This is a genomic window from Pseudarthrobacter sp. NS4 (genome assembly GCF_024758005.1).
Classification (GTDB): Bacteria; Actinomycetota; Actinomycetes; order Actinomycetales; family Micrococcaceae; genus Arthrobacter.
This window is the reverse complement of record NZ_CP103288.1, coordinates 4,128,830-4,150,837: the sequence shown is the minus strand read 5'-3', so window position 1 is coordinate 4,150,837 and position 22,008 is coordinate 4,128,830. Positions and strand designations below refer to the sequence as shown.

Genomic DNA, 22,008 nt, shown 5'->3' with positions numbered 1-22,008 from the left:
TAAACGATGTCGTGGCCGTTAAACAATGTCCTGGCTTTTGGCAAAGCGGGTGATGGCACGCTGGGTGCCGCGGTTTGCCAGCACCTGGATGATGGTGCTGACGGAAGCGGAGATGAGCGCGAACGTCAGAGCCGACTGGAGGCTGGTGGGCACGTCCTCGTCCTTGCCGGTAGGCGGCTTCCGGCCGGTGGTCTTTTCCCAGATGGTGTTGACCAGTTTGGTGCCGACCAGACCGGCGCCGAGGCTCACACCGGTGCCGAGCAGCTTGATGAAGAGGTTCATTCCTAGTACTCCTTGCGGGCGGAAAACGGGCTGTACCCAGCCTAACTGAGGTGCCGCGTCCCCAGGCTCCACCCATAACCGGTTTCATCCTAGGGTGCCTGAACCAGTCCCTCCCAGGCAACGGTCCAGTCCGCCGGGAAGCCCGGGGCATGCCGGTCCGGGCCACCGTCCCAACCGGCCGCCATCAACGCCACAGCCGCAAGCAGCCCGCCATTGCCGGGGAGGTACAGCGGCAGCGAATCGGTCTGCCGGTTGTGCCCGTTCGGCAGCACCAGGTTCTTTGCTGCGTCCAGCAGGAGTGCGCCCACAGCGGTTTCCGGCTCCTCCAGCCTGGCCGCTGTCATGGCCATCACCGGGTAGTCCCACCCCCATGTGCTGTCCCAGTCCCAGTCCGCCAGGACACTGGCCAGGGTGGCGCGCATGGTGGCGGGATCAATAACGTCCGTCCGGGGCAACACGCCAAGGGCACAGAGCATAGAGGGGTGGTCGGTGCGGACAGTGAAGGGTTCGACGTCGATCGCGGCGTAAACGCCGTCCACCACCCTTGGGCGCACCATTCCGTCCGCCACGGCCAGCCATTTGTCCCTGGCCGGGAGCCCCAGCCGTTCCCGCCAGGCACTCGCCACCCGCAGGGCCCATTGCCAGTAGGCCAGCTCAAAGGTGGGGTTGCTGACGGCGCCCCTGATCAATTCGTAGCTTTCCTGGGCGGGTACCAGGGGCGGGCCCAATTCGAATCCCCGGGCTGTGGGGTGGGCAAAACCGGCCATGAACTCGGCGCTCTCGAACACAACCTCGGCGAATTCCTCCAGCAGTTCCCGCGACGGTTCCGCCCGGTACGCCAATTCCGCGAGATGGATGGGATGCGGCTGCTGCCAGATCAGGAAGGTGCCAATGGGACTGGGGCTCTCGCGCCCGTCCGGTCCTACCTGCTTGGGCCAGCGGACGCCGTCGAACCCCTGCGCCTTTGCCGTCTGCCGTGCCGGTTCCAGGATGGAGGCGTACCAGCGCAACGCCGGGAGCAGGAGCGGCGTCCGGTTCCAGGCTGCGAAATGGGCGGCATGCCACCAATGCATTTCGAGGTGGAACCGCCCACGCCAGGAGTTACAGACCAGGCCGGTCTCCTGGGGCGGCAGGGACCCGGCGCAGTTGATGGCGGTGAGGTACTGGGACAGGACCACCCGGCGTTCGAGTTCCTGCGCGCGGGGGTCTTCCGTGGCGGAAAGTTCGACGGCGGCGCCTGACATCCAGAAGTCCGGCCAGGCAGTGCGGGACGCCTCGATCACAGCGGTGCCCGGGGAAGCCGTGATCTCCGTGGGGATGGCTGTGCCACTGCCGGTGGCACTGCCACGGCCGATCCCTCCGGTGCCGCGGAGCAGGCAGTCGCCCTGGCCGTTACTGATGAAGTGCACGCTGAAGTCCAGGACTTCCTGCCCATCGGCGGCCCGAAGGACGAGCCCGTGCCGGCTGGCCTGCTCCAGTTCGAGGCCGGCACCGGCGATTGCCAGCTGGTACCCGGAGCCGTCCAGCCCGCGGGAGACCAGCCAGCTGTGGACTGTATTGGTTGCGGGCAGTTCTTCCACCTTGGTGCTGTGGGATTCGGGGCGGGTCCAGTCGGCGGCGTTGTGCCACGCCTCGGAGCCGTAGGGGAATCCCAGCGCGATGGCCAGGCCATGCTGCAGGGCGGCGGACTCCACCCGGAAGCCGAGTTGGTCCTGGTGCGGGTGGCATGCGGTAGTGACCGTTACCGGTTGTCCCAGCAGGGTGAAGCGGCTGGTCGCCGTTCCGGTCCAGAGATCAAGCACCTGCACCGGGTTGGCAACGTCTTCGGGGGCCAACCCGGGGTTGTCCCTGTCCGGCAGGGCGAAGGCGATCCGGCCGAGATCCAGCCGGTGCGGGTTGGCCCGCAGCCAGGTCTCAGCGCGGGACGTTTCGGTTTCCCGTCCGTCCACGATGGCGCCCACCATGTCCACGTATGGCACAGGACCGCGAGGAGATTCGTAAAGGACGGTGGAGCTGGCCAGCGTGTAGTCCTGCTCCGGCGGGATGGAATGCCAGCTCCACTGCGCCTGCGTTCCCAGCAGGGTACCGGGCGGCAGCTCGTCGCGGGCGCCCACCGGATACGCCGCCGGGAGGGACTGCAGGCCGGTGAGGTCCATGGTGAAACAGAACTCCCCGTTGCCCACGGAGACGGGGCTTCGGGGGTCGAGAGTGGCCTGTTCCACGTTGTGGCGGCGCACCAGGGCCTTGCGGTCGATGGCAGTTTGTTGGCGGTGCAAAGCGCACCCTCCTCCTCAGAAAACGTTTTCTGAGAACCTATCCTCGTTGGCAGCGCCGAAGCTGTCAACAGCCGCAGGCAGCGGAGGCTGCCGGGCGCGGGCTCAGGAGGCCGGCGGCTCAGTGCGGAACTTGATCATCTTGTGCGTTCCGTCGCAGTACGGCTTGATGGCGGACGCTCCGCAGCGGCACAGCGCCACGGTTTTCCGCTCACGGGGCACGGGGTCACCCGACGGCGTGACGATTTCGAATTCCCCCCGCACGATGAGTGGCCCGTCGGGGCATACCACTATGGAGCTTTCTGCCGGTTCCTGGTTCATGTCTGCTCCTTTGTCGCTGTTGTAGATGCTTGCGCAGTGCCGGCCTGTGCGGAGTCGGGTTGCGCTGTGCCGGCTTGCGGGGTGCCGGGCTGCTGTTGCCGGAAGGCGCCCAGTTTGCCGTGGTGCCGGCGCCGAAGTTCAGCTTCCGAGTGGGCGGCTGTTTTCAGCCTGGCCCCCGCGTACGGCACACCTCCGGCCAGCCGAAAGGCGAGTGCGCACCAGATACACACAGCCCGTTCCATGGCCCAGAGCGGGGCGAACCACACGGCGCGCAGCGGGAAGACGGCGCTGCCGTTATGGCGCCGCCGTCCGGTCGCGGCCACAACTGCCGCTGCCGCCGCCAGTCCCAGGAAGGCCTTCCGGCGTGTCCTTGCCGGCAGGAACGCGGCCGCGGTGACGACCGGGAGCAGGGCGAGTTCCGCGGCCAGCCGCCGGGGCTGCGCGAAGTCGTCATAGGCCTGCCGGACACGCTGCTTCAGGAAGTGCCTGGCTTCGGGCGGCCGGCGGGCCACGAACAGGTCCGGCACAATCACTTCACGTCCACCGGCGGCTTTGACGGTGCGGATCAACTCGAGGTTTTCGAACAGGACGGGCTCGTAGCCGTCGGTGGCCAGCAATGCGCTTCGGCGCAGCGCCAGGGTGCCTGGAAAATCGGCGGACCAGGCGCGGTTGATCAGCGTCCGGGACGTATCCCACCAGGCGTGCCAGGGCAGGGGGTCGAAGTAGTTCTGCGGCCGCACCACATCCGCCCTGCCCAGATGGCCCACGACGGCGGCGAGGGACGTGCGCGTGTAGCGGACGTCGTCGTCGGCAATTACCAGCATCTCCGCCGCGGCGGCACGCACGCCTGTCATGACCCCTGCCACCTTGCCGTTGCGGTGCTGCGCGGCGTGAGTGCCAGGATCCGCCTGGTTCCCGGGACGGATGTGGCGGACCGTGGGCGGAAACTGCGTCCTGTGGCGTTCGAACAGCTCGGGGCTTGAGCCATCCACCACAATGACCGGGATCCAGGCCGCCAGCCGTTGCAGGTAGGCCACCAGCTCCGGCAGCCCGGAATCTTCCGTCCAGCGCAGGGGAAGGATGTACTCAGCCTCCAGCCGTGCGGAGGTCATGCTGCCGCGGGCACTGCCGCCCTGAGCGAAGACCTGCCATTCTCCCAGGATCCGAGGAGGTGGGCGGACAACCTGCTGTCAATGGCCATCACCGCCGTCGCGCCGAACAGGACGTCGCCGAACAGTCCGGGCTCGGCCTCCACCAGGCCCCCTGCCAGGTCCCGCCCCGCGATCTGCTCGTGGACGGCATCTGCCTCGACGTGCTCGTCGAAATAGTGGGTTACCTCCGCATCGAAGCCGTGCCGGCGGAAGCCGTTGCCGTACAGGCGGTTGGGCTGGGAGGAGGTCATCTCATAAATGGCCAGGTGGCCGGTGATGGCACCGCGCAGCCTCCGGTTCAACCCGCAGAGGGACATCAGGTTAACGGCCGCGAGGGATATGGCCGGAACGGCGTTGACATAGGCGCCGTACTGATCATCCATCCCCAGGCCACGCATGGTCCGGGCAAACAGTGCGCTGTGCATCCGGTCCGGGCGGCCACCACCATATTCGTCGGCCTGGATTTCCACCAGCGCCGCTTTCGGCCGTCCGCTCAACCGGGGAATGGCCCAGGTATGGGGATCCGCTTCCTTGAGCTGGTACACGGACTTGTGGATCAGGAACTCCCTGAGTTGCATCAGGCTGGCCTTCCTGGCCACAAACCGGGAGACGCTCGGGCCGGTGTCCCGGGCCGCGAGGCCGAACAGGACATCGGCCACCGCGTCACTGGTCAGGTCGGCTCGGGCCGGAAGGTCCAGGTCACCGGCAGTCTCCTGGGCAGCGGAACGCAGGGCCGCCTCGAACGGCTTCTCCAGCAACTGGCGGACCCGGATCAGTCCGGGCTCCCATTCCCACTCATCCTGCACGCTTTCCAGGCCGGAGTAGTGCAGCTCGTAGAGACAGAAGAGGGCCAGCTGCACATCGTCATCGGCGATGATGTCGGCAGTACGGGCCAGCTGTCCGGTGACCAGCCGCCGCAGCTCGTCAAGGGACTCCTGGGAACTGCCGGGTTGTCCCGACAAAACCCCGAATAGGGCGCTGCTGATGGGACCTCTCGGTTCCGGGATTTTCATGGTGCTCCTTGATCTCAGGGCGGTTGCTGGTGCGGTGCCGTCTGCGCTGACGGCCGTTGAAAGCCGTCAGTTTTCCCGGCCGCCGGGGGCAGTGCGGGGGGACAGCAGGATGGCCAGGGCAATCATGGCCAGGCCCAGGACGAGGTGCAGCCAGTTGTCCGCACTGTTCTGGGGGATGAAGTTTGCGGGTGTGTTGTCTCCAATGAGGAGCCCATACACCCAGAGGACCAGGTAGATGACCCCGCCGTAGATGAGGAAGTTCCTGGCGTGCCGGTGGGTGCGTGCCATGAATACGCCCGCAGCGCCGTAGAGGCCATGGACAAGGTTATGGAGAACGGATACCTGGAAGATTCCCAACAGCAGGGCCCCTGTTCCGGGTCCTGCGAAGCCAAGGGAACCAGTGTTTTCCGTGACCCCCGGGACGAATCCCAGGATGCCTGCGAGCAGAAACACGGCGCCTGCGGCCAGGGCAGCCCACTGCAGGGCGGTTCGGACGCCCGTTACGCGGGTGGTGACTGCCATGTCCTGTACTCCTTCGCGCCGTGAGACAACATAGTAAGCATGATTACTAATAAAAGCTAAGTAGCCTTTGTTTCCCGGCCGGCCCGGCCACTGACCCTGCGGCGCCCAAGGGATTATGCCGAGCCTGACAGCGGAACCCGGGTAGGGCAAACTGCGCCCACCGCTGAAAAGGGCCAGTAGGCTGGGATGAGAACCGTTTGGCAGGACGCGGCACCCCGTCCCCGTGTGCAACCCGTGGCGACCAGTCCATCGGAGTTCCGCCATGGTTCCCGGGAATTTCACTACCAACCATCCCCACAGCGCCCCGCGCTACTTCCACGACCTGCAGGATCTGGTCCTGGAGAGTTCCGACGTCGAGGCCTTCCTGGCTGAGTTGGCCGCCGTAGCTGCCCGTAGCCTTTCATCCCCCGCCCTGCCCGTAGCTTGCGGCGTCGCTGTTCCGGCGCAGGAAAGCGACCACAGTGGCGGGCAGTGACCAGACCGCCAAGGCCATGGACGAACTGCAGAACAGTTTCCAGGAGGGCCCTTCCTGACCGCCATGGACGGAATGCAGACAGTTGCGTGTCACTGCTCCTTGAGCGGCGCAGCCGGTCATACCGGCTGGTCAGCAGCCGCTGATTGTGGTTTCGGCAGCCTGCAGGATGACGTCGCGGAGCTTTCCTGACCTGCCAAAGGCCGCCCGCTGCAGCTGGGCCCCCGTCCCTTCCCGAAGGATCTCCCGCACTCCCTCGTCAACAAGCTCAGCGTCCCCCGTTTCTGCCAGGACGGGAGCTACATGCGCGAGCAGTGCAGCGACGCATTCGGCCGCAGGCATTGGCCGGTTACGGACAGGGTGGATCAGGTCGTCCTCCATGCCAAAGCGGCTGGCCCGCCAGGACGCCAGCCGGATCATCTCGACGGGGATCCTCGCCGGCGGCAACCCCCGGGACCATTCCCTGGCTGCAGTTTCCACCAGGGCACGGGCCACGGCCGCGATGGCAATGGCATGGCCAGCCTTCAGGCAGACATCCGGAACCCGGATCTCCACGGTGGGAAAGGTGGAAGACAGGCGCGCATCAAAATAGATCATTGCCCTGTCCAGGAGGACATTGCAGGAGAGCAGCATGTCCAGCAGGTTCCGGTAAGCGGCCGCCGACCCGAAAATTCCGGTAGGTCCGGCAGTGGGCCAGCGCCGCCACACCTGGTAGCGGAAGCTGGCATAGCCGGTGTCCTGCCCGTGCCAGTAAGGCGAATTCGCGGACAAGGCAATAAGGACTGGAAGCCAGACCCGGATGCGGTCCAGGACGGCCACGCCCTCCTCATCCGACTCAACCGAGACGTGGATGTGAAACCCACACATCAGCTGCTCCCGCAGGATCAGCCCAAACCGCTCTTCCATGGCCTGGTAGCGGGCCTGGCTTTGGGTATGGGGCAGGCTGGCCAAGGGGGAGGTGCCCAAGGCTACGGCGCGTGCACCGAACGAGGCTGCCTGCCGGTCCGCTTCGGCGCGCCCCATCCGCAGTGCAGCCGCCAGGTCCCCGAGATCGGTGAAAGGCGCTGAGACCGCCTCCACCTGCTCGCGCTGGACCTCCGCTGTAAGGCTGGTCTTCCGTTTGGTGGCCTTCGTACGTGATTCACCTTCGGTCGGCGGCTGTTTCGACGCGGCCGGGTGAGGGGCTTCCAGCAGGAAATCACCAGCCACGGGTGCGTGGTTTCCGGTGCGGGCATCAACAAGCAGGAACTCTTCCTCCACCCCGAAAGTCCGCACGGCCCCCACTAGCCTTCCGGCCCGCTCCAGGCATAGGGATTCACATGCTGTCCGCCGCCGCGGCCGTGCTCGTACCCCTGCTGCCACGCCTTGCCGATGGCTGACACCAGTTCGGCAAACAAAGGATAGTAGGGATGGTCCGGGCCGATGAAGATCATTTCATCCCAGGCTTTGTCCACTGCCGCCCGGACCTGGTTCCCCGTTGCTGGTCCGGTCATGACTGTGCCCTCCTGGTCTGGAAATGCCGCCATTCGCCTCGAATGTACTCCCGCGCGCGCGGGAGTGTCCATAGCCGGTACAGTCGGGAACTCCGGACTGCCCGGCGCGCCTAGTCCTCGGCGCCCGGCCGGAGGATTTCGCGCAGGGCCTCCACCACCAGGTCGTGGTCCTGCACCTGGGGCAGGCCGGAAACAGTGACGGTGGCTACTGCGCCTACGCCCGTGACGTAGAGCGGGAAGGACCCGCCGTGCGCGGCGTAGCGGGTTTGATCAAACCACCCCTGGTCTTCGATCCGGCCGCCCCGGAGCCGGCCACGCAAACCCACAAGAAGCGAGGGTACTTCGTACCGGGCGGCGGTACGCTGCTTTGCCCGGATCCAGTGTTCGTTGTCTGGTGTGGCGCCGGGCAAGGCCACGTGGAACAGGACCTGTTCCCCCTTGGTGATGTCGATTGCGATGGGTAATCCGCGCTCCTTGCCGAGCTCCACGAGGAGAAGGCCAAGGTTCAGCGAATCGTCCAGCGAGAAGCCGGGGAACTGGAGCTCGCGGATTTCCGCCTCGATACGGCCGATGAGGGCTTCCAGCGACCCCTCAGGCTGCGCGGCATCGGAGTCCGGATCAAAGTAAGTCACATGCGGTGGATTGGCAGTCATGGCCCACAATCTACCCCTCTCCGGGTATAAACTGGACCACGCCCAACAGGGCAGTTTCGCCCAACCAACCAAGCATCACTTAACGACAGGGGAGCGCCGCCGTCGGCACTGGCCAGGCCAGGGACCGCAGGTGGGCGCTGAGAGTGCGGACAGCCGCAGACCCTCGAACCTGATCCGGTTAGTACCGGCGCAAGGGAGTCGAGTTCTCGAAGTGTTCGGCAACGGCAGTAAGTGCCGCTTGCCGCGCTTTCCCCTCCTGTTTCCCAGGAGGATCACATGAGCACTACATCAATCAAGAAGACCACCCGTAAGTCCTGGCGTGTCGTGGACATTGTGGTGGCGGCCCTGATCGCCATCGCCGGTGGCGTTATCTTTTGGGCCTGGTCGCAGGGCGCGGCCGCAGTGTCTGCGCCGATGAACGCCGTTTACCCGCCCCTGACCGGCCTGATCGCCGGCGGCTGGATGATCCCGGCGGTGCTGGGCATGCTCATCATCCGCAAGCCCGGCGCGGCACTGTTCTGCGAGACCGTTGCAGCCACCGGGGAGCTCCTCATGGGCTCGCAGTACGGCGCATCCGTGCTGTTCTCCGGCCTTGTCCAGGGCCTCGGCGCAGAGATCATCTTCGCGATCTTCGTGTACAAGAAGTTCAACCTGCCCGTTTCACTGCTCGCCGGTGCTGCGGCCGGCTTCTTCTGCGGCCTGAACGACTCCTTCGCGCCATGGGGCTGGAACATCGCCTACTCCGGCGGCGACAAGCTGGCGTACATCGTGTTCACCGCGATTTCCGGAGCGGTCATCGCTGGTGCCCTGTCCTGGATCGCCACCCGCGGACTGGCGAAGACCGGCGTGCTGAGCTCCTTCGCCTCGCGCAAGGCAGCCACGGAGCCCGTCTTCTCCTGATGCAGGCAGATTCCCACCAGTCCGAAGCGGTCCGGCCGGCGGCAGTCACCGCCCGCGGCTGGGGCTGGCGGCACGCCGGCCGCACCAGGCCCGCGGTCAATGCCCTTGACCTGGACGTCAGGCCGGGGGAGCGGGTGCTGCTGCTCGGCCCCTCCGGCGCCGGCAAATCCACCCTCCTGCATGCCCTGGCCGGGGTCTTGGGGGACGCGAACGACGACGGCGAGGCGGGCGATTCGGATGAGTCGGGTTCGCTGCTGGTCGACGGCGGTTCCCCCCGCGGGCAGCGCGGCCGGGCCGGGCTGATGCAGCAGGACCCCGAAACACAAGTGGTCCTCTCCAGGGTGGGGGACGACGTCGCCTTCGGGGCGGAAAACCTCGCCGTGCCGCGCGACGCCATCTGGACCCGCGTGCATGAGGCACTGGCCGACGTCGGGCTTGCCCACCTGCCGCTGGACCATCCGACGTCGGCACTGTCCGGGGGGCAGAAACAGCGGTTGGCGCTGGCGGGAATCCTTGCGATGCGGCCCGGGCTGATCCTCCTGGATGAGCCCACCGCCAACCTTGATCCGGCGGGGGTGCTGGAGGTCCGCGACGCCGTGGGGCGCTGCCTGGACAAGACCGGCGCAACGCTGGTTGTGGTGGAGCACCGGGTATCCGTATGGAAGGACCTGGTGGACCGGATTGTGGTCCTGCAGCCCGGTTCCGCCTCTGATCCTGCCGTGCTGCTGGACGGGCCGCCGGACCAGGTGCTGAGCGAGGCCCGGAGCCTGCTGATGGCCGCCGGGGTGTGGGTTCCCGGGTACGTTCCGGCCACCCGTGCCCGGGCGGTGCATCCGTCCCCCGGGCTTTCCGGTCCTGGGGCTGGAAATATCCTGCTGGCCGCGGAGAAACTGGCCGTGTCCCGTGAACGTCCGCGGCGCAGGGGGCTCCGCAAAATTCCGCCGGTCCCTGTACAGGAAGACATTTGCGCGCAAGTGCGGGCCGGGCAGGCGCTCGCGGTTACCGGGCCGAACGGGGCAGGAAAATCAACCTTCGCCCTGACCCTCGCGGGACTCCTGGCGCCGGTTGCCGGCAACGTCTCAGCCACCCTGGACCTGAGCCGGGGAGCGGGAATAGACCCTTACGCATGGAAGGCCGAGCAACTGATCGAACGGGTGGGCACAGTGTTCCAGGAACCCGAGCACCAGTTCGTCACCGGCAAGGTGCTGGATGAGCTGCTGTTCGGTCCGCGGCACCTGGGCCATGGCGAGGAACGCGTAGACGAGCTGCTGGAGCGGCTGCGGCTCACCGCGCTGGTGGACGCCAATCCCTACACGCTTTCCGGCGGGGAAAAGCGGCGGCTTTCCGTGGCGACCGTCCTTGCAGCAAGCCCCCAGGTCCTGGTCCTGGACGAGCCGACCTTCGGCCAGGACGCCAATACATGGGCGGAACTCGCGTCCTTCCTCTCCGAGCTCCTGGACGCCGGGACCGCTGTGGTGTCGGTGACCCACGATGCCGAGTTCACCGCCGCCCTGGGCGGGACGGAGCTGCGGATGGCCGCGGTGGAACCGGTGGCCCCATGAGGCAGGAGCTGAACCTGCACGGCAACCAGGCCCTCCTGACCCGCGCCAACCCGCTGAGCAAAGCCGCCGCCGTCATCCTCATCACTGTGGTGCTGGCGCTGTCCATCGACTGGGTATCCGCTTCGGTGGCGCTGGTCTTTGAGTTCCTGCTGTTTCCGTTGGCCGGCCTCACGCTGACGCTGCTGTGGCAGCGTGGCTGGCCGCTGATCATCGCTGCGGCGGTGGGCGGCTGGAGTACCTCCATCCTGGCGCCGGACAGCGGCAGGACGCTCATCGACGTTGGCATCTGGACCATGAGCGAGGGTTCACTGGAGATGGGCATCGGGTTCATGCTCCGCGGCCTGGCCATTGCGCTGCCTGCCGTGCTGCTCATGAGCTGTACGGATCCCACCGACCTCGCAGACGCGCTGGCGCAGAAGGCACGGCTGCCGCACCGTTTTGTGCTGGGGACCCTTGCCGCCATGCGGCTGGTGGGACTGATGGCTGAGGAATGGCAGACCATTGGCATGGCACGGCGGGCCCGGGGTGTGGGCTCGCGCGGCAGTGCTGTCCAACGGGTGAAGGCGACACTCGGCCAGAGCTTCGGGCTCCTGGTCCAGGCGATCCGGCGTGCGTCCCGGCTGGCTGTCACCATGGAAGCCCGCGGTTTCGGTGGCGGAAGCCGGACCTGGGCCCGCGAGTCCACCTACAGTGTGCTTGATGCCTGGGTGCTGGCGGGAGGCCTGCTCGTGGCAGGGCTGGCGGTAGCGGCCTCGTTGTCCGCCGGCACGTGGAACATGGTGTGGCTGGGGAACTGACTTCTTACGTGCATGCGTGGTTGTAGTCGAAGCCCCTCGCCACGAACTGCGTCAGCGTTACCTCGCCGCCGGCCGTTAAGGGAGGCTTTGAGCAGGCGGTGGCCGCTTCGGACGCGTTACGGGCACCGGCCAGCCAGCTTGGCAGGGAATAGAGGTTGCTGGAGCTGCTGACGGTTCCGACGATCCGGTCCCACTGAAAGCCTGTGGAGTAGATGCCCAGGCCCTCGACACTGATGCTGTGGAAAAAATCCGTCATGCCCTCCAGGACTGCGCGGTTTGCGTCCTTGTCGCTGGCCCAGCTGTTTTCGGTCTCCACATCCAGCCACCAGAAGTAGTCGGCGGGGTCGGTGATTCCGCGGATGTAGGCGTCGTCGTAGGCTTTGGCATAGCCGTACATATAGGCGCAGGCCTTTCCGTAATCCCCTTCCTTGCAGGGTCCATAGGGATTATGGACCGGTGATGCGAAGGGATATTCATCGCTGATGGGCCGCCACGAACCCGCGCGGCCGGGATTGGCCGTGTTGACGTACAGGGACACCTTCGGCTGCGTCGGCAGCCCGGGGGATGAGGAGGCCCATGCGAGCTGCTCCTTCAGGCACGGGTTGGTGGTGTTGGCCAGGCCGTTGTTGACGCCGACGATGCCGAAGGCCTGCCCCTTCGGCAGTTCGTTGTTGCACTGCGGCCACGAGACGTCGTTGCCGAGGAGCGACTGGCTTCCCTCGCCCGGTGAGGGCGCCGCCGACGCAGGTCCGGCAAAAACGAGCAGTACTGCTGCTGCCAGCAGCCATGCCAGCCTGACTGCGGTCAGGTGGGCCTGGGGCCGGGGCATGGTGCCTCCGTCATTGCTTGGAAAAGAAGGTTCTCATCCAGTCTGCCTTGGAGTGCAGGGCGGGACAAGGAGGGAACGGATCGCAGTTGTATCGCACGCAGCGGGTAAAGGCTTTTCAAAGTCCCGTTCACGAACGTTTCCGAACCATCAGTAACTCATTTATGATATATTTTTTGTATGACGCAGGAGACCACTGAGCACGTTGCCGCCATGCTGCGGGATGCCCGGACTGAGAAGGGCTGGACCCAGGGCCAGCTGGCCGCCGAGCTGGGAACCAGCCAGAGCGCCGTGGCGCGGATGGAGCAGGGGAAGCAGAACCTCAGCCTGAAAATGATCCAGCGACTGGAAACCATCTTCGACCGCAGCATCGTCAATGTGGGCAAACCACAGATGACGCACCTCCGGGTGGAAGGCGGGCGCACTCTCTCGGGCGCAGTGGACGTGAACAGCAGCAAGAACGCCGGCGTCGCCCTCCTCTGCGCCAGCCTGATCAACCGCGGTACCACTGTGCTCCGCCGCCTGGCGCGGATTGAAGAAGTCAACAGGATTGTTGAGGTGCTGACCAGCATTGGTGTCGAGTGCACCTGGCTCAACGACACGGACCTTCGGCTGCGCCGCCCGGCTGTCCTGGACCTGGATGCCATGGATGTTGACGCCGCACGCCGAACCCGCAGCGTGATCATGCTGCTGGGTCCGCTGCTGGATGAATCCGAGGAATACCGGCTGCCCTATGCGGGCGGTTGCGACCTCGGCACCCGCACCGTTGAGCCGCACATGCAGGCCCTGCGCCAGTTCGGCCTTGCAGTGGAGGCCACCGCAGGGTTCTACGCTGTCCAGGCCCCGTCCGCGGATACGCTGGACCGTTCCTTCGTGCTGACGGAGCGTGGCGACACCGTCACGGAGAACGCCATCATGGCGGCGGCCCACCGTGAGGGGACCACGGTTATCCGCAACGCCAGCCCCAACTACATGGTGCAGGACCTGTGCTTCTACTTGCAGATGCTGGGCGTGACTATTGAGGGCGTGGGGACCACCACCCTGAAGATCACCGGGCGCCCGGTCATCGACGCCGATATTGAATACTTCCCGTCTGAGGACCCCATTGAGGCCATGAGCCTCATTACCGCCGGAGTCGTCACCAATTCCGAGGTCACTGTCCGCCGCGTGCCCATCGAATTCATGGAAATTGAACTGGCAACGCTGGACCAGATGGGCCAGCAGGTGGAGGTTTCGGGCGAGTACATGGCACGTAACGGCCGCACCCGGCTGGTGGACGTCACCACAAAGCCCTCGGAGTTGCGGGCGCCCGAGGACAAGATCCACCCGATGCCGTTTCCGGGCCTCAATATCGACAACCTGCCCTTCTTTGCGGTGATTGCCGCCAATGCCACGGGCCAGACCATGATCCACGACTGGGTCTACGAAAACCGGGCCATCTACCTCACGGAACTGAACCGGCTGGGGGCGCAGGTACAGCTGTTGGATCCGCACCGGATCTACGTCAATGGGCCAACCAAGTGGCGCGCGGCCGAGGTCGGGTGCCCGCCGGCGCTGCGTCCTGCGGCCTGCCTGCTGCTCGCGATGCTGGCGGCCCGTGGCGTTTCGGAGCTGCGGAACATCTACGTGATCGAGCGCGGGTACGAGGACCTCGCTGAGCGGCTGAACACTATCGGTGCCAAAATCGAATACTTCCAGGACTGAGATTCACGGTTCGTCATGAAGGGGCAGGTCCCTTCAAATAGTCCGTGACTGCCGCAGAATGTGAGTATGCGTACATTCGGCGTCGAGGAAGAGCTCCTGATTGTTCATCCGGAGACGGGCGAACCGCTTGCCCTGGCTGACGCGCTGTTGTCCGGGCGCCGGATGGCGGCGGATGATTCACCCGAAAATCCGCACGCGCTCGAAACCGAGGACAAGACGGTTTTCGACGACGACGAGATGGGCTTGAGTGCCGAGCTTAAGCTTGAGCAGATCGAGACGCAGACGCGGCCGTGCCTGGAGTACGGCAACCTGCTTGACCAGATCCGGGCGGGCCGGGCGCTGGCTGACCAGGCTGCCAGGAAGAACCAGGCGCGGGTGGCGGCGCTGGCCACCTCACCCCTGGCTTCCACAAGCCACACCACGCCGGATCCACGCTATGCCAGGATGCTGGAGCGCTTTGGCCTGACGGCCCAGGAGCAGCTCACCTGCGGTTTTCACGTCCATACCTACATTGAGTCACCCGAAGAGGGCGTCGCAGTACTGGACCGTATCCGGGACAAGCTTGCTGTGCTGACAGCCCTGAGCGCCAATTCGCCGTTCTGGAACGGCGTTCCGACGGGCTTCGAAAGCTACCGCACCCAGGCCTGGAACCGCTGGCCAACTGCCGGACCTGCGGGCATCTACGGAACCTATCCTGCCTACCGCCGGGTGGTCACACGGCTGCTGGAGAGTGGCGTGATGCTGGACGAAGGAATGCTCTACTTCGACGCCCGGCTGTCCAGGAACCATCCCACGGTCGAGGTCCGCGTGGCTGATGTTTGCCTGCGAGCCGAAGACGCGGCGCTCATCGCGGTTCTGGTGCGTGCGCTTGTCGAGTCTGCCAGCAGGGAATGGCGTGACGGTGTCGATCCCGCCCCCGTCCCCACGGTGCTTCTTCGGATGGCGTCCTGGCAGGCAAGCAGCGCCGGGCTCGGTGGCGAACTCCTGGACTTTGGAAACTTCCGGCCAGGCCGGGCTGCCGACGTGGTGCGCTCCCTGGTGGATTACCTCGCTCCGATTTTGGATGAACAGGGAGAACTTGCGCTGGTGCAGCAGGGCGTTGAAGAAGTCATCGCCCGGGGGACAGGGGCAGCTGAACAACGCCGCGTGCGGGACAAAGCGCTGAAAGGACCACCGCCTGAAGACTTCGGCCTCGGCGCGGTGGTTAGGCACGCTGTCGACGTCACCATGCGTGGAGCCCTGAATGTGTCAACAGACGACGCCGTTCCCGAACTGCTGCGCATTCGGCAGTCCTAGGGAAGGGCTCTTAACGGCCGACTCCCACAGACCAGCTCCCAAAAACCAACTCCTAAAGGCTGACCAAGGAGTTTGCCAGCAAGAGGTACCATTCCGCAAACGGATCCTGGGGCAGGTCACCCTCGGTAACACCGGGGCCTTCAGGGTAATTGGTAACTGGCACGTCCACATCGGTTATGTCCAGATCCGGCATTTCCAGCCAGTGTTCATCACGCGCCGACAGTCTCAGCCCGGGCAGCACTGGTACCGGCGGGGTGGTGCCCTGCTGGAGCCGCTTAGGCTGCCTCAGCTCGTCCGGCCAGTGGGGTGGTTCCCAGTCCTGGTGTTCGCTTTTGTATTGTCTGCCGGTGGGTGAGGTCCAGCCGGGTGGTTCGTTTTTGGTGGCTGGTGTGGGTGTCCAGGTGCTGGTGTGTTTGAGGCGGTGATGTTTGGGACAGGGCTGGCCGAGGTTGCTGATCCCGGTGGTTCCGCCCTGGTGCCAGGCGAGGAGGTGGTCTGCTTCGTTGTCCAGGGAGTGGTTGGAGCAGCCGGGGAACGGGCACTTGGCGTCCCGCATCTGCAGCCAGCGCCGGATGGTCTTGGTGACCCGGTAACTGCTGCGGCCGATTTCCAGCGGCGCCCCGTCCCTTGGGTCAACCAGGACCCGGTGGAACGAGTCTGCTCCGTGCGCGACGAGTTTCCTTGCCATCGAGGCCGGGATGGGCCCGTGCCCGTCGAGCATCGCCGGTTCATCGGTGAGACCGAGCAGGGAAAAGACGGGGACGGTGACCAGGACCTGGGCGTTGGCCACGGGCACGTCGGCAGGACCTGTACTTCCGCCGAACGGTTCGTCATCACCCCCGGGCGTGCTCTGGTGGCTGGGTCTGTTGCCCAGGAGGGCGGCGGCGAAGATGTCGGCCCGGAGCTGGGTGAGGGTGCGGGCCTCCTCCGGGCCCTGTAAACCGCGGGCGGTCGCGTTGGTGCGGTTCCAGATGGCCGTAGCGGTGTCGGCAGGCAGGTAGGAGTTGAACCAGGCCATCCCGTCCTGGTCCGGGCGGCACTCGACGCGCCGGTCCGCCACGGCCTTGGCGTGGCGCTTCTCAAGACTTTCGGGGTGGTGGCGTTCGCGCCAGGTCCGGGCCTTGTGCCGGAACCGGTGCGGGACCAGCTCCCCGGCAGGGCAGCCGCGGGCCGGGTTCGGCGCGTCCGGATCCAGGAAATGCGCCTCCGGCGCCGCGGCCCCGGCAGGATCCAGGGCGGCGGTTTCCTCGACCATGGCTTTCGCGTGCGCCCAGGACAGGGTCCCGTCCTGCAACCCCGCCAGGGTCAGCGGCAAGGTAGTGGTCAGCACCCGGGACTGGTTCAGCAAGGCACCGGCAGCCGGGGCGCTCACCGTCAACACGCCCGCGACCTCAGCAACCATCGACATCTCCCGGGCCGTGGCCTCATACGGCAATACGGCGGGTCCCGCCATAGAGTTCGCTGCTTCTGCATACTCCGCCGCCAGATACACCTTCAACGCAGCAGTCCCGGCCTCAAGCCGGGCAACCCCCTCGAGCCCGTCAAGGCTACGATCCGCCTGCTCCCGCAACAGATCAACACCGGCACCAGCACCAGCGGCACCGGTCCCGCGGATCACAGCAGCAAGCTCAGCAAGGGACGCATCCAGGACCTCCAACGCCTCCACCACCGCTCTGCTTGCCATACCCAAAGCATCACAGAAGGGTCTGACAATTTGAGCTGCCTCCCACTGGCGCGCACCAAGGCAACGTGCCATACTCGCCGCGTGACGGCGTCGTACTCATTCACTGCCGAACTGTGGCTCTATCCAGGGGAAGCCGGCTGGCATTTCCTCACAGTGCCGGCAGACATTGCCGAGGAAATCAGGGAACGCAGCGCCCGCGCCAGCAAGGCTTTTGGTTCCATCAAAGTCGGGGCAGAAATCGCAGGGCACGCATGGGAAACGTCGCTCTTTGCCGACACCAAGACCAGTTCCTACCTGCTGCCGGTGAAGAAAACGGTCCGGACAGCAGCAAAGATCGGCAGCGGCGACAACGTTGCGGTGACCGTCACCCTCCTTGAGGAACCAGGCTAGATCTGCTTCAGGGCCTGTTCCAGGTCGCGGATCAGGTCATCCGCGTCCTCGAGCCCGACAGACAGACGAACAACGCCGTCGCTCAGTCCGATGGCAGCGCGGCCCTCCGGCCCCATGGCGCGGTGTGTGGTGGTGGCGGGGTGCGTAATCAGGGACTTGGAATCGCCCAGGTTGTTGGAGATGTCGATGATCCGCAGCCCGTCCAGCAGCGCAAAGGCGGCCTCCTTGCCTGAGCGGCCGCCCGTCGTCGCAAGTTCCAGGGTGAGCACTGTGCCGCCTGACCGCATCTGCTTGGCCGCTAGCTCGTACTGCGGGTGCGATTTCAGGAGCGGATACTTCACCCAGCTCACCGCCGGCTGCTGCTCCAGCCACTCGGCGAGCCGCAGCGCGTTTGCCGAGGAGTGGTTGACGCGCAGCGACATGGTCTCCAGGCCCTTGGTGAGGACCCATGCATTGAAGGGGGACAGTGACGGGCCGGTGTGGCGCATCAGCTGTTTGACCGGTCCGTCGATGAATTCCCTGGTACCCAGGATCGCGCCGCCCAGGACCCTGCCCTGGCCATCGATGTGCTTGGTGCCGGAGTAGACGATGACGTCGGCCCCCAGCTGGCCGCAGCGCTGCAGCAGGGGAGTGGCAAAGACATTGTCGACGACGACGGTGGCCCCCGCCGCGTGCGCAAGTTCGCTGACCGCGGCGATGTCCACGATCTCCTGCATCGGGTTGGACGGGGATTCGAAGAAAACTGCGGTGGTGGGCTGGGACAGGGCGTCGCGCCACTGCTCCAGGTCCGGGCCGTCCACGAAGACAGTTTCCACGCCCCACCGCGGCAGGATTTCGTTCAGGATCACGAAGCAGGACCCAAACAGCGAGCGGGCCGCCACCACCCGGTCGCCGGCAGCCAGCAGGGCACCAAGCGCGGTGAAAACGGCGGACATGCCGGACGCCGTCGCAAAGCACGCCTCGGTTCCTTCGAGCAGGCGGAGCCGCTCCTGGAACGTGGCCACGGAGGGGTTGCCGTAACGGGAGTAGACGAAGCGCTCGTCCTCGCCTGTGAACGCCCGCTCGGCAGCGGCCGCGGATTCATACACGAAGCCTGAGTTCAGGAACAGGGCTTCGCTGGTTTCCTGGAAGTTGGTGCGGTCCAGCCCGCCGCGCACGGCCTGGGTGTCGGGGCTCCAGCCGGCGGCGTCGTTGTTGAAGGTCACTAGTTCTTTCCCAGGTTGGTCGGCAGGCCGCGGTTCTTCCAGCCGTTGACGGTGCGTTCGCCGTAGCGGTCCGGCTCGCCCTCGAAGCCCTCAAGGACGTTGTAGGAGGTGAATCCGGCCTGCGTCGCGGCGGTGGCGGCCGCGATGGAGCGCTGGCCGGAGCGGCAGATGAACAGCAGTTCCGCGGCCGGGTCCTCCGGCGCCTGCTGGCTCAGGTCCTTGATGAAGTCGGGATTGGGGATGCCGCCGGGGAACGTCCACTGGATGAACAGCGGATCGTTGTCGGTGGCCTTGGTGTCCGGAATGCCGATATGGGCCCATTCGCCCTCGGTACGCACATCCACCAGGATGGCGCCCTGTTCCAGCTTGGCCCAGGCTTCCTGGGGCGTCAGGTCTCCCGCGTAGCTCATGCGTGGCCCTCGCCGTCGAACTCAAGGTCCTCGTTGGCCGACTCCAGGTGGTCAACAGCGGTGGCGACGGCGGCATCGGCGGACGCGATGGCGGCGGGCAACACGACGGCCTGGGCAACGATGACGCCGCTGCCGTTGAAGGTTACTGCCGGGCTCCCGTGCAGCACATAACCCTCGGACAGTGCGGCAGAAATCCGCTCGCAGAATGCGCGGTCGTCCGGCCCACTGATAAGTCGGTAGGACAGCTTCTCTTCAGGGGCGGGTGCGTCAGACATGACGGATCTCCTTCTCTCACGCTTGCAACTCGAATCGGTCGATATGCCGAGTATTCACCTGAGGCACCCCGCCGCGAAAGGGAGGGTTGCCGACCGGCCAGTCAGGGCTTGGCGCCGGTACTCATTACTCCCCAGAAACGTAACATCCGGCACGCCGTGCCGCACCGCCGCCGTCGTCATGTTGCGTAACCGAACTGTGCGTGGTGCAGCAGCCAGGAACTTCCGAGCGCCAAGGGAGCGGACGACGGCGACATCACCGGGTGGGCGGGCTTTTCCTGCCATACGCGGACCGGCCGCCAGATACGGTTCCTACGGGGCAGTGCCCCACCGCCATAACCAGCATCCGGGGGTCCACATCAGCACGCGAACTGCCGCGCCACAACGCCGTACCGGTTCAGCCCGCGTACCCCGGCTTCGCGTGGTTGGGGCCCGAGCTCCTGCTGCGCATAACCGACGGCGAAACGCACCGCTGCTGATCCAATCCCGCGTCCATTGAGTTCCCGGTCCACCCAGTGCCCCAGGTTGGCGCTGAGGAACGGGCCGTGGACTATTCCGGTCAGGGTAATGGTCCCGACGATTCGCCCGCCGCCGTGCTCCGCTCCGCCGTCGTTGTCCTCTTCCACCAGAACCCACGGAAGCTCGGTCCCCAACTGGTATTGGGCGCGTATGGCCCGGATGATGTCCATCTGGCGGGAAGGGGTGAAGAAAGCCGTCCCGCTTTGGTTCCCAGGGCGCCAGGTGCCCGCGGTTGCGCACGTACGCCTCGGCCAGGAGCGCAGCATCAGCACCCTCAAGCAATTTGATGCTGATTCCGGGGACAAGAGGATGGGGAAGATGGGCGGCGAACCGCCCAGATGCCCGGGGCAAATTCCCGCCGATGTCCTTCATTTCAGCCCTTCTGACTCAGCGCCCGGCTTGACTGGTGGAACCGCGCGTACCGGCAGTACTTTGCGAACACCAGCCTCGCAGACAGGTCCACTGTTCAGGTTCCACTCAGCCCGGAGAAACGTAGCGAAAAAGGCGTGAACCGCCGGCCACGTGCCGGCGGTTCACGCCTTTTTCTTTGTACTGCGGCTATACGAGGCCGGGGTAGCTGGTCATGATGTAGTCCGCAGCGGCCGGACCCTTCATGCGCAGGCCATTGTTCCCGGGGGCGATCTTGTTCTGCATCGCCGCCCAGAACTTGGACTCCGGTCCGGGGACCTGCTGGTTGATGAAGCACCAGCTGGTATAGAGGCCGTAAAGGCGGTCCTGGTCAAGCGTCGAGTCAGAGGCCTGGTCCAGGTAGGTGGCTTCCTGGAGAAAAAGGTCGAACTGCGAATGTGCCATGGCGGCGTCCCTTCGCTAAGTGCGTGGCGCCGCCGTTCGGCTACAGCAGCAGACCTCAAATGCCTTGCACGGGGCAATGGAGTGTGTTTGGCCACCTAAAATTGGGGACCCACAGTCGGCGTAACGCCTCATCTACACTGTAGACTTTACCCGTAGACTACAGATACGGCAACCGTCTGGAATTACCCTTCGGATCAGTGCCGCCCCTCCAGGATGGAAACGATGGCTTCCCCGAATACCCCTAGAGCCGCCGAGCGCAAGGCCCGGCTCAGCAAAGAGCTGGTGCTGACCAAGGCTTTGGAGCTCGTGGACGCCGAAGGGCTGGAGGCCTTGACCATGCGCCGGCTCGGGCAGGAGCTGGGCCGCGATCCCATGAGCCTTTACCGCTACGCCGAGAACCGTGCCGCACTGCTCGATGGGGTGTCGGAGCTGGTACTCAACGAACTTCCCATCCACTCTGAAGACCCCGACTGGAAAGCCCAGCTCCGGCAGATTGCCCACAACCTGCGTCTGCTGGCGCTGAAGCATCCCAATGTGGTGCCGCTGCTGGTGACCCGACCGCTGTCCACGCCGCTGGGGATGCGGCCGTTGGGCACCCTCCGCCCGCTCGAACAGATCCTCTCGTTGCTGGCAGGGGCAGGATTCGGACCGGCGGACGCACTCCACGTCTACCGCGCCTACTACGGCTTCCTCTACGGCCACATCCTCAATGAGCTGCAGGAATTCGTGGTGGACCCGGAAGAGAACGAGGCTTTGCTCCGGCTGGGGCTCCACCGGCTGCCGGCAAAAGAGTTTCCCAAGCTCCGCGCCCTGGCACCCGCCCTGACGGAATACGACGGCTCAGCGGAACTCGACCAGGGACTCACCATCCTGCTGTCCGGGCTCGAATCCCAGCTCTCACTGCAGTCGGCGCATTCGGCCTAGCCGGCAGTGGTTCCGTGCCTGAATCTGCGGCACCAACTACTCGAAGGAAGACCGTCGCCGGTCCTGGATCCGGGTGTTCCAGATGTCCGGCTGGTTGACCCTGAAGCGGCGCCCCGTCATGGCCCGGGCCGACAGCCGGATGTAATGGGCCTTCTCGCCCGGTTGCCATGGCTCCAGGCCCAGCGAATCCACGGCGTCCTTTTCGGCCTGGTCCTCAATGATTTCGGTGTCCCCGCGGACCACCACGCTGAATGCCTCTTCCGTCTGGGGGTCATACCCGTCGATCTCCAGGGCCGCCGGCCTTTCCGACTTGGCGTTCCACAATTTGGTGACCCCGGCGGTCCGGAAAACAATGCTGCGTCGGTGAACCACGTAGTTGACCGGGAAGATCTCGGGATGGTCGTCCACCACAAGTGCCAGGCGGCCCAGGGCGTCGCCGTCGAGCAACTCCCAACACTCATCAAACGTCAGGTTCTCGGTTGGCTGCACGTGAGAAGTCATGAACCACACGATACGGCGCCGGCCG

The 22,008-nt window shown here is 65.5% G+C and carries 25 protein-coding genes and 2 riboswitches; of the genes, 8 read left to right on the top strand and 17 right to left on the bottom strand.

What is annotated here, in order from left to right; all coding sequences use genetic code 11:
• Window positions 1-18: 18 nt before the first annotated feature.
• The 6 genes from NXY83_RS19510 to NXY83_RS19485 all read right to left on the bottom strand — a co-directional run bounded on the left by NXY83_RS19510 (window position 19) and on the right by NXY83_RS19485 (window position 5,562).
• A complete protein-coding gene (locus tag NXY83_RS19510; RefSeq protein ID WP_258803849.1) occupies window positions 19-282 on the bottom strand; it encodes a DUF4235 domain-containing protein in 264 nt (87 codons plus the stop codon).
• An 89-nt stretch (window positions 283-371) separates the two neighbouring features.
• Complete coding sequence (locus NXY83_RS19505) at window positions 372-2,558, bottom strand: hypothetical protein (protein WP_258803848.1); 2,187 nt, start codon at window positions 2,556-2,558, stop codon at window positions 372-374.
• A 102-nt stretch (window positions 2,559-2,660) separates the two neighbouring features.
• Window positions 2,661-2,876 carry a CDGSH iron-sulfur domain-containing protein gene (locus NXY83_RS19500; protein ID WP_258803847.1) on the bottom strand — a complete coding sequence of 72 codons (216 nt, stop codon included), beginning with the start codon at window positions 2,874-2,876 and terminating at the stop codon, window positions 2,661-2,663.
• Window positions 2,873-3,988: a glycosyltransferase gene (locus NXY83_RS19495; RefSeq protein ID WP_258803846.1), complete on the bottom strand. Its 1,116-nt coding sequence runs from the start codon at window positions 3,986-3,988 to the stop codon at window positions 2,873-2,875. The genes NXY83_RS19500 and NXY83_RS19495 overlap by 4 nt, the downstream gene beginning before the upstream one ends.
• Window positions 3,985-5,040, bottom strand: coding sequence for an iron-containing redox enzyme family protein (locus NXY83_RS19490; protein ID WP_258803845.1), 1,056 nt, complete (start codon window positions 5,038-5,040; stop codon window positions 3,985-3,987). Before NXY83_RS19490 ends, NXY83_RS19495 begins: the two co-directional genes overlap by 4 nt.
• Before the next feature lie 66 nt (window positions 5,041-5,106).
• Window positions 5,107-5,562 (bottom strand): DUF4383 domain-containing protein, encoded by a 456-nt coding sequence (locus NXY83_RS19485; protein WP_258803844.1) that lies wholly within the window; start codon window positions 5,560-5,562, stop codon window positions 5,107-5,109.
• Window positions 5,563-5,824: 262 nt separating this feature from the next.
• On the opposite strand from NXY83_RS19485, the gene NXY83_RS19480 reads away from it, so the two are divergent.
• Window positions 5,825-6,037 (top strand): hypothetical protein, encoded by a 213-nt coding sequence (locus tag NXY83_RS19480; RefSeq protein WP_258803843.1) that lies wholly within the window; start codon window positions 5,825-5,827, stop codon window positions 6,035-6,037.
• 129 nt (window positions 6,038-6,166) lie between these two features.
• Here NXY83_RS19480 and NXY83_RS19475 read toward each other — a convergent pair whose 3' ends face one another.
• The 3 genes from NXY83_RS19475 to NXY83_RS19465 form a co-directional block, all read right to left on the bottom strand.
• Window positions 6,167-7,309, bottom strand: a complete 1,143-nt coding sequence (locus NXY83_RS19475; RefSeq protein WP_258803842.1) for a carboxylate-amine ligase — start codon at window positions 7,307-7,309, stop codon at window positions 6,167-6,169.
• Window positions 7,310-7,317: 8 nt separating this feature from the next.
• Window positions 7,318-7,527, bottom strand: a complete 210-nt coding sequence (locus NXY83_RS19470) for a hypothetical protein (RefSeq protein ID WP_258803841.1) — start codon at window positions 7,525-7,527, stop codon at window positions 7,318-7,320.
• 110 nt (window positions 7,528-7,637) lie between these two features.
• Window positions 7,638-8,180: a heme-degrading domain-containing protein gene (locus NXY83_RS19465; RefSeq protein WP_258803840.1), complete on the bottom strand. Its 543-nt coding sequence runs from the start codon at window positions 8,178-8,180 to the stop codon at window positions 7,638-7,640.
• A 77-nt stretch (window positions 8,181-8,257) separates the two neighbouring features.
• Window positions 8,258-8,394, top strand: a riboswitch (TPP riboswitch).
• 62 nt (window positions 8,395-8,456) lie between these two features.
• On the opposite strand from NXY83_RS19465, the gene NXY83_RS19460 reads away from it, so the two are divergent.
• The 3 genes from NXY83_RS19460 to NXY83_RS19450 are packed head-to-tail and all read left to right on the top strand — an operon-like array spanning window position 8,457 to window position 11,439.
• Entirely contained in the window at window positions 8,457-9,080 is a 624-nt protein-coding gene (locus tag NXY83_RS19460) for an ECF transporter S component (protein WP_258803839.1), read from the top strand.
• On the top strand, window positions 9,080-10,642 hold the full coding sequence (locus NXY83_RS19455) for an ABC transporter ATP-binding protein (protein WP_258803838.1): 1,563 nt from the start codon (window positions 9,080-9,082) through the stop codon (window positions 10,640-10,642). The genes NXY83_RS19460 and NXY83_RS19455 overlap by 1 nt, the downstream gene beginning before the upstream one ends.
• Window positions 10,639-11,439 (top strand): energy-coupling factor transporter transmembrane component T family protein, encoded by an 801-nt coding sequence (locus NXY83_RS19450; protein ID WP_258803837.1) that lies wholly within the window; start codon window positions 10,639-10,641, stop codon window positions 11,437-11,439. The genes NXY83_RS19455 and NXY83_RS19450 overlap by 4 nt, the downstream gene beginning before the upstream one ends.
• Window positions 11,440-11,443: 4 nt before the next feature.
• Here NXY83_RS19450 and NXY83_RS19445 read toward each other — a convergent pair whose 3' ends face one another.
• Window positions 11,444-12,268 carry a hypothetical protein gene (locus NXY83_RS19445; protein ID WP_258803836.1) on the bottom strand — a complete coding sequence of 275 codons (825 nt, stop codon included), beginning with the start codon at window positions 12,266-12,268 and terminating at the stop codon, window positions 11,444-11,446.
• A 177-nt stretch (window positions 12,269-12,445) separates the two neighbouring features.
• Between NXY83_RS19445 and NXY83_RS19440 the strand changes: the two genes are divergently transcribed.
• Window positions 12,446-13,969: a UDP-N-acetylglucosamine 1-carboxyvinyltransferase gene (locus NXY83_RS19440; protein ID WP_258803835.1), complete on the top strand. Its 1,524-nt coding sequence runs from the start codon at window positions 12,446-12,448 to the stop codon at window positions 13,967-13,969.
• Window positions 13,970-14,035: 66 nt separating this feature from the next.
• Window positions 14,036-15,265 (top strand): glutamate--cysteine ligase 2, encoded by a 1,230-nt coding sequence (locus NXY83_RS19435; RefSeq protein ID WP_258803834.1) that lies wholly within the window; start codon window positions 14,036-14,038, stop codon window positions 15,263-15,265.
• Window positions 15,266-15,317: 52 nt separating this feature from the next.
• Here NXY83_RS19435 and NXY83_RS19430 read toward each other — a convergent pair whose 3' ends face one another.
• Window positions 15,318-16,949 (bottom strand): HNH endonuclease signature motif containing protein, encoded by a 1,632-nt coding sequence (locus NXY83_RS19430; RefSeq protein ID WP_258803833.1) that lies wholly within the window; start codon window positions 16,947-16,949, stop codon window positions 15,318-15,320.
• Window positions 16,950-17,030: 81 nt separating this feature from the next.
• On the opposite strand from NXY83_RS19430, the gene NXY83_RS19425 reads away from it, so the two are divergent.
• The gene (locus tag NXY83_RS19425; protein WP_258803832.1) at window positions 17,031-17,339 is read left to right on the top strand and encodes a DUF1905 domain-containing protein; all 309 of its coding nucleotides are present in this window, start codon (window positions 17,031-17,033) and stop codon (window positions 17,337-17,339) included.
• Here the strand turns inward: NXY83_RS19425 and NXY83_RS19420 are convergent.
• The 5 genes from NXY83_RS19420 to NXY83_RS19400 all read right to left on the bottom strand — a co-directional run bounded on the left by NXY83_RS19420 (window position 17,336) and on the right by NXY83_RS19400 (window position 20,558).
• Window positions 17,336-18,544 (bottom strand): O-succinylhomoserine sulfhydrylase, encoded by a 1,209-nt coding sequence (locus tag NXY83_RS19420; RefSeq protein ID WP_258803831.1) that lies wholly within the window; start codon window positions 18,542-18,544, stop codon window positions 17,336-17,338. The genes NXY83_RS19425 and NXY83_RS19420 overlap by 4 nt on opposite strands.
• Window positions 18,544-18,954, bottom strand: coding sequence for a rhodanese-like domain-containing protein (locus tag NXY83_RS19415; RefSeq protein ID WP_258803830.1), 411 nt, complete (start codon window positions 18,952-18,954; stop codon window positions 18,544-18,546). The genes NXY83_RS19420 and NXY83_RS19415 overlap by 1 nt, the downstream gene beginning before the upstream one ends.
• Window positions 18,951-19,229, bottom strand: a complete 279-nt coding sequence (locus NXY83_RS19410; protein ID WP_258803829.1) for a DUF1737 domain-containing protein — start codon at window positions 19,227-19,229, stop codon at window positions 18,951-18,953. The genes NXY83_RS19415 and NXY83_RS19410 overlap by 4 nt, the downstream gene beginning before the upstream one ends.
• Window positions 19,230-19,242: 13 nt before the next feature.
• Window positions 19,243-19,358, bottom strand: a riboswitch (SAM riboswitch).
• Between the two features lie 227 nt (window positions 19,359-19,585).
• Complete coding sequence (locus tag NXY83_RS19405) at window positions 19,586-19,915, bottom strand: GNAT family N-acetyltransferase (protein WP_258803828.1); 330 nt, start codon at window positions 19,913-19,915, stop codon at window positions 19,586-19,588.
• A gap of 388 nt (window positions 19,916-20,303) precedes the next feature.
• The gene (locus tag NXY83_RS19400; protein ID WP_258803827.1) at window positions 20,304-20,558 is read right to left on the bottom strand and encodes a hypothetical protein; all 255 of its coding nucleotides are present in this window, start codon (window positions 20,556-20,558) and stop codon (window positions 20,304-20,306) included.
• A 222-nt stretch (window positions 20,559-20,780) separates the two neighbouring features.
• Here NXY83_RS19400 and NXY83_RS19395 point away from each other — a divergent pair, with 222 nt between their 5' ends.
• The gene (locus tag NXY83_RS19395) at window positions 20,781-21,482 is read left to right on the top strand and encodes a TetR/AcrR family transcriptional regulator C-terminal domain-containing protein (RefSeq protein ID WP_258803826.1); all 702 of its coding nucleotides are present in this window, start codon (window positions 20,781-20,783) and stop codon (window positions 21,480-21,482) included.
• A gap of 36 nt (window positions 21,483-21,518) precedes the next feature.
• Here the strand turns inward: NXY83_RS19395 and NXY83_RS19390 are convergent, their stop codons facing one another.
• The gene (locus NXY83_RS19390) at window positions 21,519-21,983 is read right to left on the bottom strand and encodes a pyridoxamine 5'-phosphate oxidase family protein (protein ID WP_258803825.1); all 465 of its coding nucleotides are present in this window, start codon (window positions 21,981-21,983) and stop codon (window positions 21,519-21,521) included.
• Window positions 21,984-22,008 lie beyond the last annotated feature (25 nt).

Bases quoted from the DNA above. Each gene is read 5' to 3' on its own strand.
- NXY83_RS19510 (WP_258803849.1), bottom strand. From the start codon at position 282: ATGAACCTCTTCATCAAGCTGCTCGGCACCGGTGTGAGCCTCGGCGCC.
- NXY83_RS19500 (WP_258803847.1), bottom strand. From the start codon at position 2,876: ATGAACCAGGAACCGGCAGAAAGCTCCATAGTGGTATGCCCCGACGGG.
- NXY83_RS19495 (WP_258803846.1), bottom strand. From the start codon at position 3,988: ATGACCTCCGCACGGCTGGAGGCTGAGTACATCCTTCCCCTGCGCTGG.
- NXY83_RS19490 (WP_258803845.1), bottom strand. From the start codon at position 5,040: ATGAAAATCCCGGAACCGAGAGGTCCCATCAGCAGCGCCCTATTCGGG.
- NXY83_RS19485 (WP_258803844.1), bottom strand. From the start codon at position 5,562: ATGGCAGTCACCACCCGCGTAACGGGCGTCCGAACCGCCCTGCAGTGG.
- NXY83_RS19480 (WP_258803843.1), top strand. From the start codon at position 5,825: ATGGTTCCCGGGAATTTCACTACCAACCATCCCCACAGCGCCCCGCGC.
- NXY83_RS19470 (WP_258803841.1), bottom strand. From the start codon at position 7,527: ATGACCGGACCAGCAACGGGGAACCAGGTCCGGGCGGCAGTGGACAAA.
- NXY83_RS19465 (WP_258803840.1), bottom strand. From the start codon at position 8,180: ATGACTGCCAATCCACCGCATGTGACTTACTTTGATCCGGACTCCGAT.
- NXY83_RS19460 (WP_258803839.1), top strand. From the start codon at position 8,457: ATGAGCACTACATCAATCAAGAAGACCACCCGTAAGTCCTGGCGTGTC.
- NXY83_RS19455 (WP_258803838.1), top strand. From the start codon at position 9,080: ATGCAGGCAGATTCCCACCAGTCCGAAGCGGTCCGGCCGGCGGCAGTC.
- NXY83_RS19450 (WP_258803837.1), top strand. From the start codon at position 10,639: ATGAGGCAGGAGCTGAACCTGCACGGCAACCAGGCCCTCCTGACCCGC.
- NXY83_RS19445 (WP_258803836.1), bottom strand. From the start codon at position 12,268: ATGCCCCGGCCCCAGGCCCACCTGACCGCAGTCAGGCTGGCATGGCTG.
- NXY83_RS19440 (WP_258803835.1), top strand. From the start codon at position 12,446: ATGACGCAGGAGACCACTGAGCACGTTGCCGCCATGCTGCGGGATGCC.
- NXY83_RS19435 (WP_258803834.1), top strand. From the start codon at position 14,036: ATGCGTACATTCGGCGTCGAGGAAGAGCTCCTGATTGTTCATCCGGAG.
- NXY83_RS19430 (WP_258803833.1), bottom strand. From the start codon at position 16,949: ATGGCAAGCAGAGCGGTGGTGGAGGCGTTGGAGGTCCTGGATGCGTCC.
- NXY83_RS19415 (WP_258803830.1), bottom strand. From the start codon at position 18,954: ATGAGCTACGCGGGAGACCTGACGCCCCAGGAAGCCTGGGCCAAGCTG.
- NXY83_RS19410 (WP_258803829.1), bottom strand. From the start codon at position 19,229: ATGTCTGACGCACCCGCCCCTGAAGAGAAGCTGTCCTACCGACTTATC.
- NXY83_RS19405 (WP_258803828.1), bottom strand. From the start codon at position 19,915: ATGGACATCATCCGGGCCATACGCGCCCAATACCAGTTGGGGACCGAG.
- NXY83_RS19400 (WP_258803827.1), bottom strand. From the start codon at position 20,558: ATGGCACATTCGCAGTTCGACCTTTTTCTCCAGGAAGCCACCTACCTG.
- NXY83_RS19395 (WP_258803826.1), top strand. From the start codon at position 20,781: ATGGCTTCCCCGAATACCCCTAGAGCCGCCGAGCGCAAGGCCCGGCTC.
- NXY83_RS19390 (WP_258803825.1), bottom strand. From the start codon at position 21,983: ATGACTTCTCACGTGCAGCCAACCGAGAACCTGACGTTTGATGAGTGT.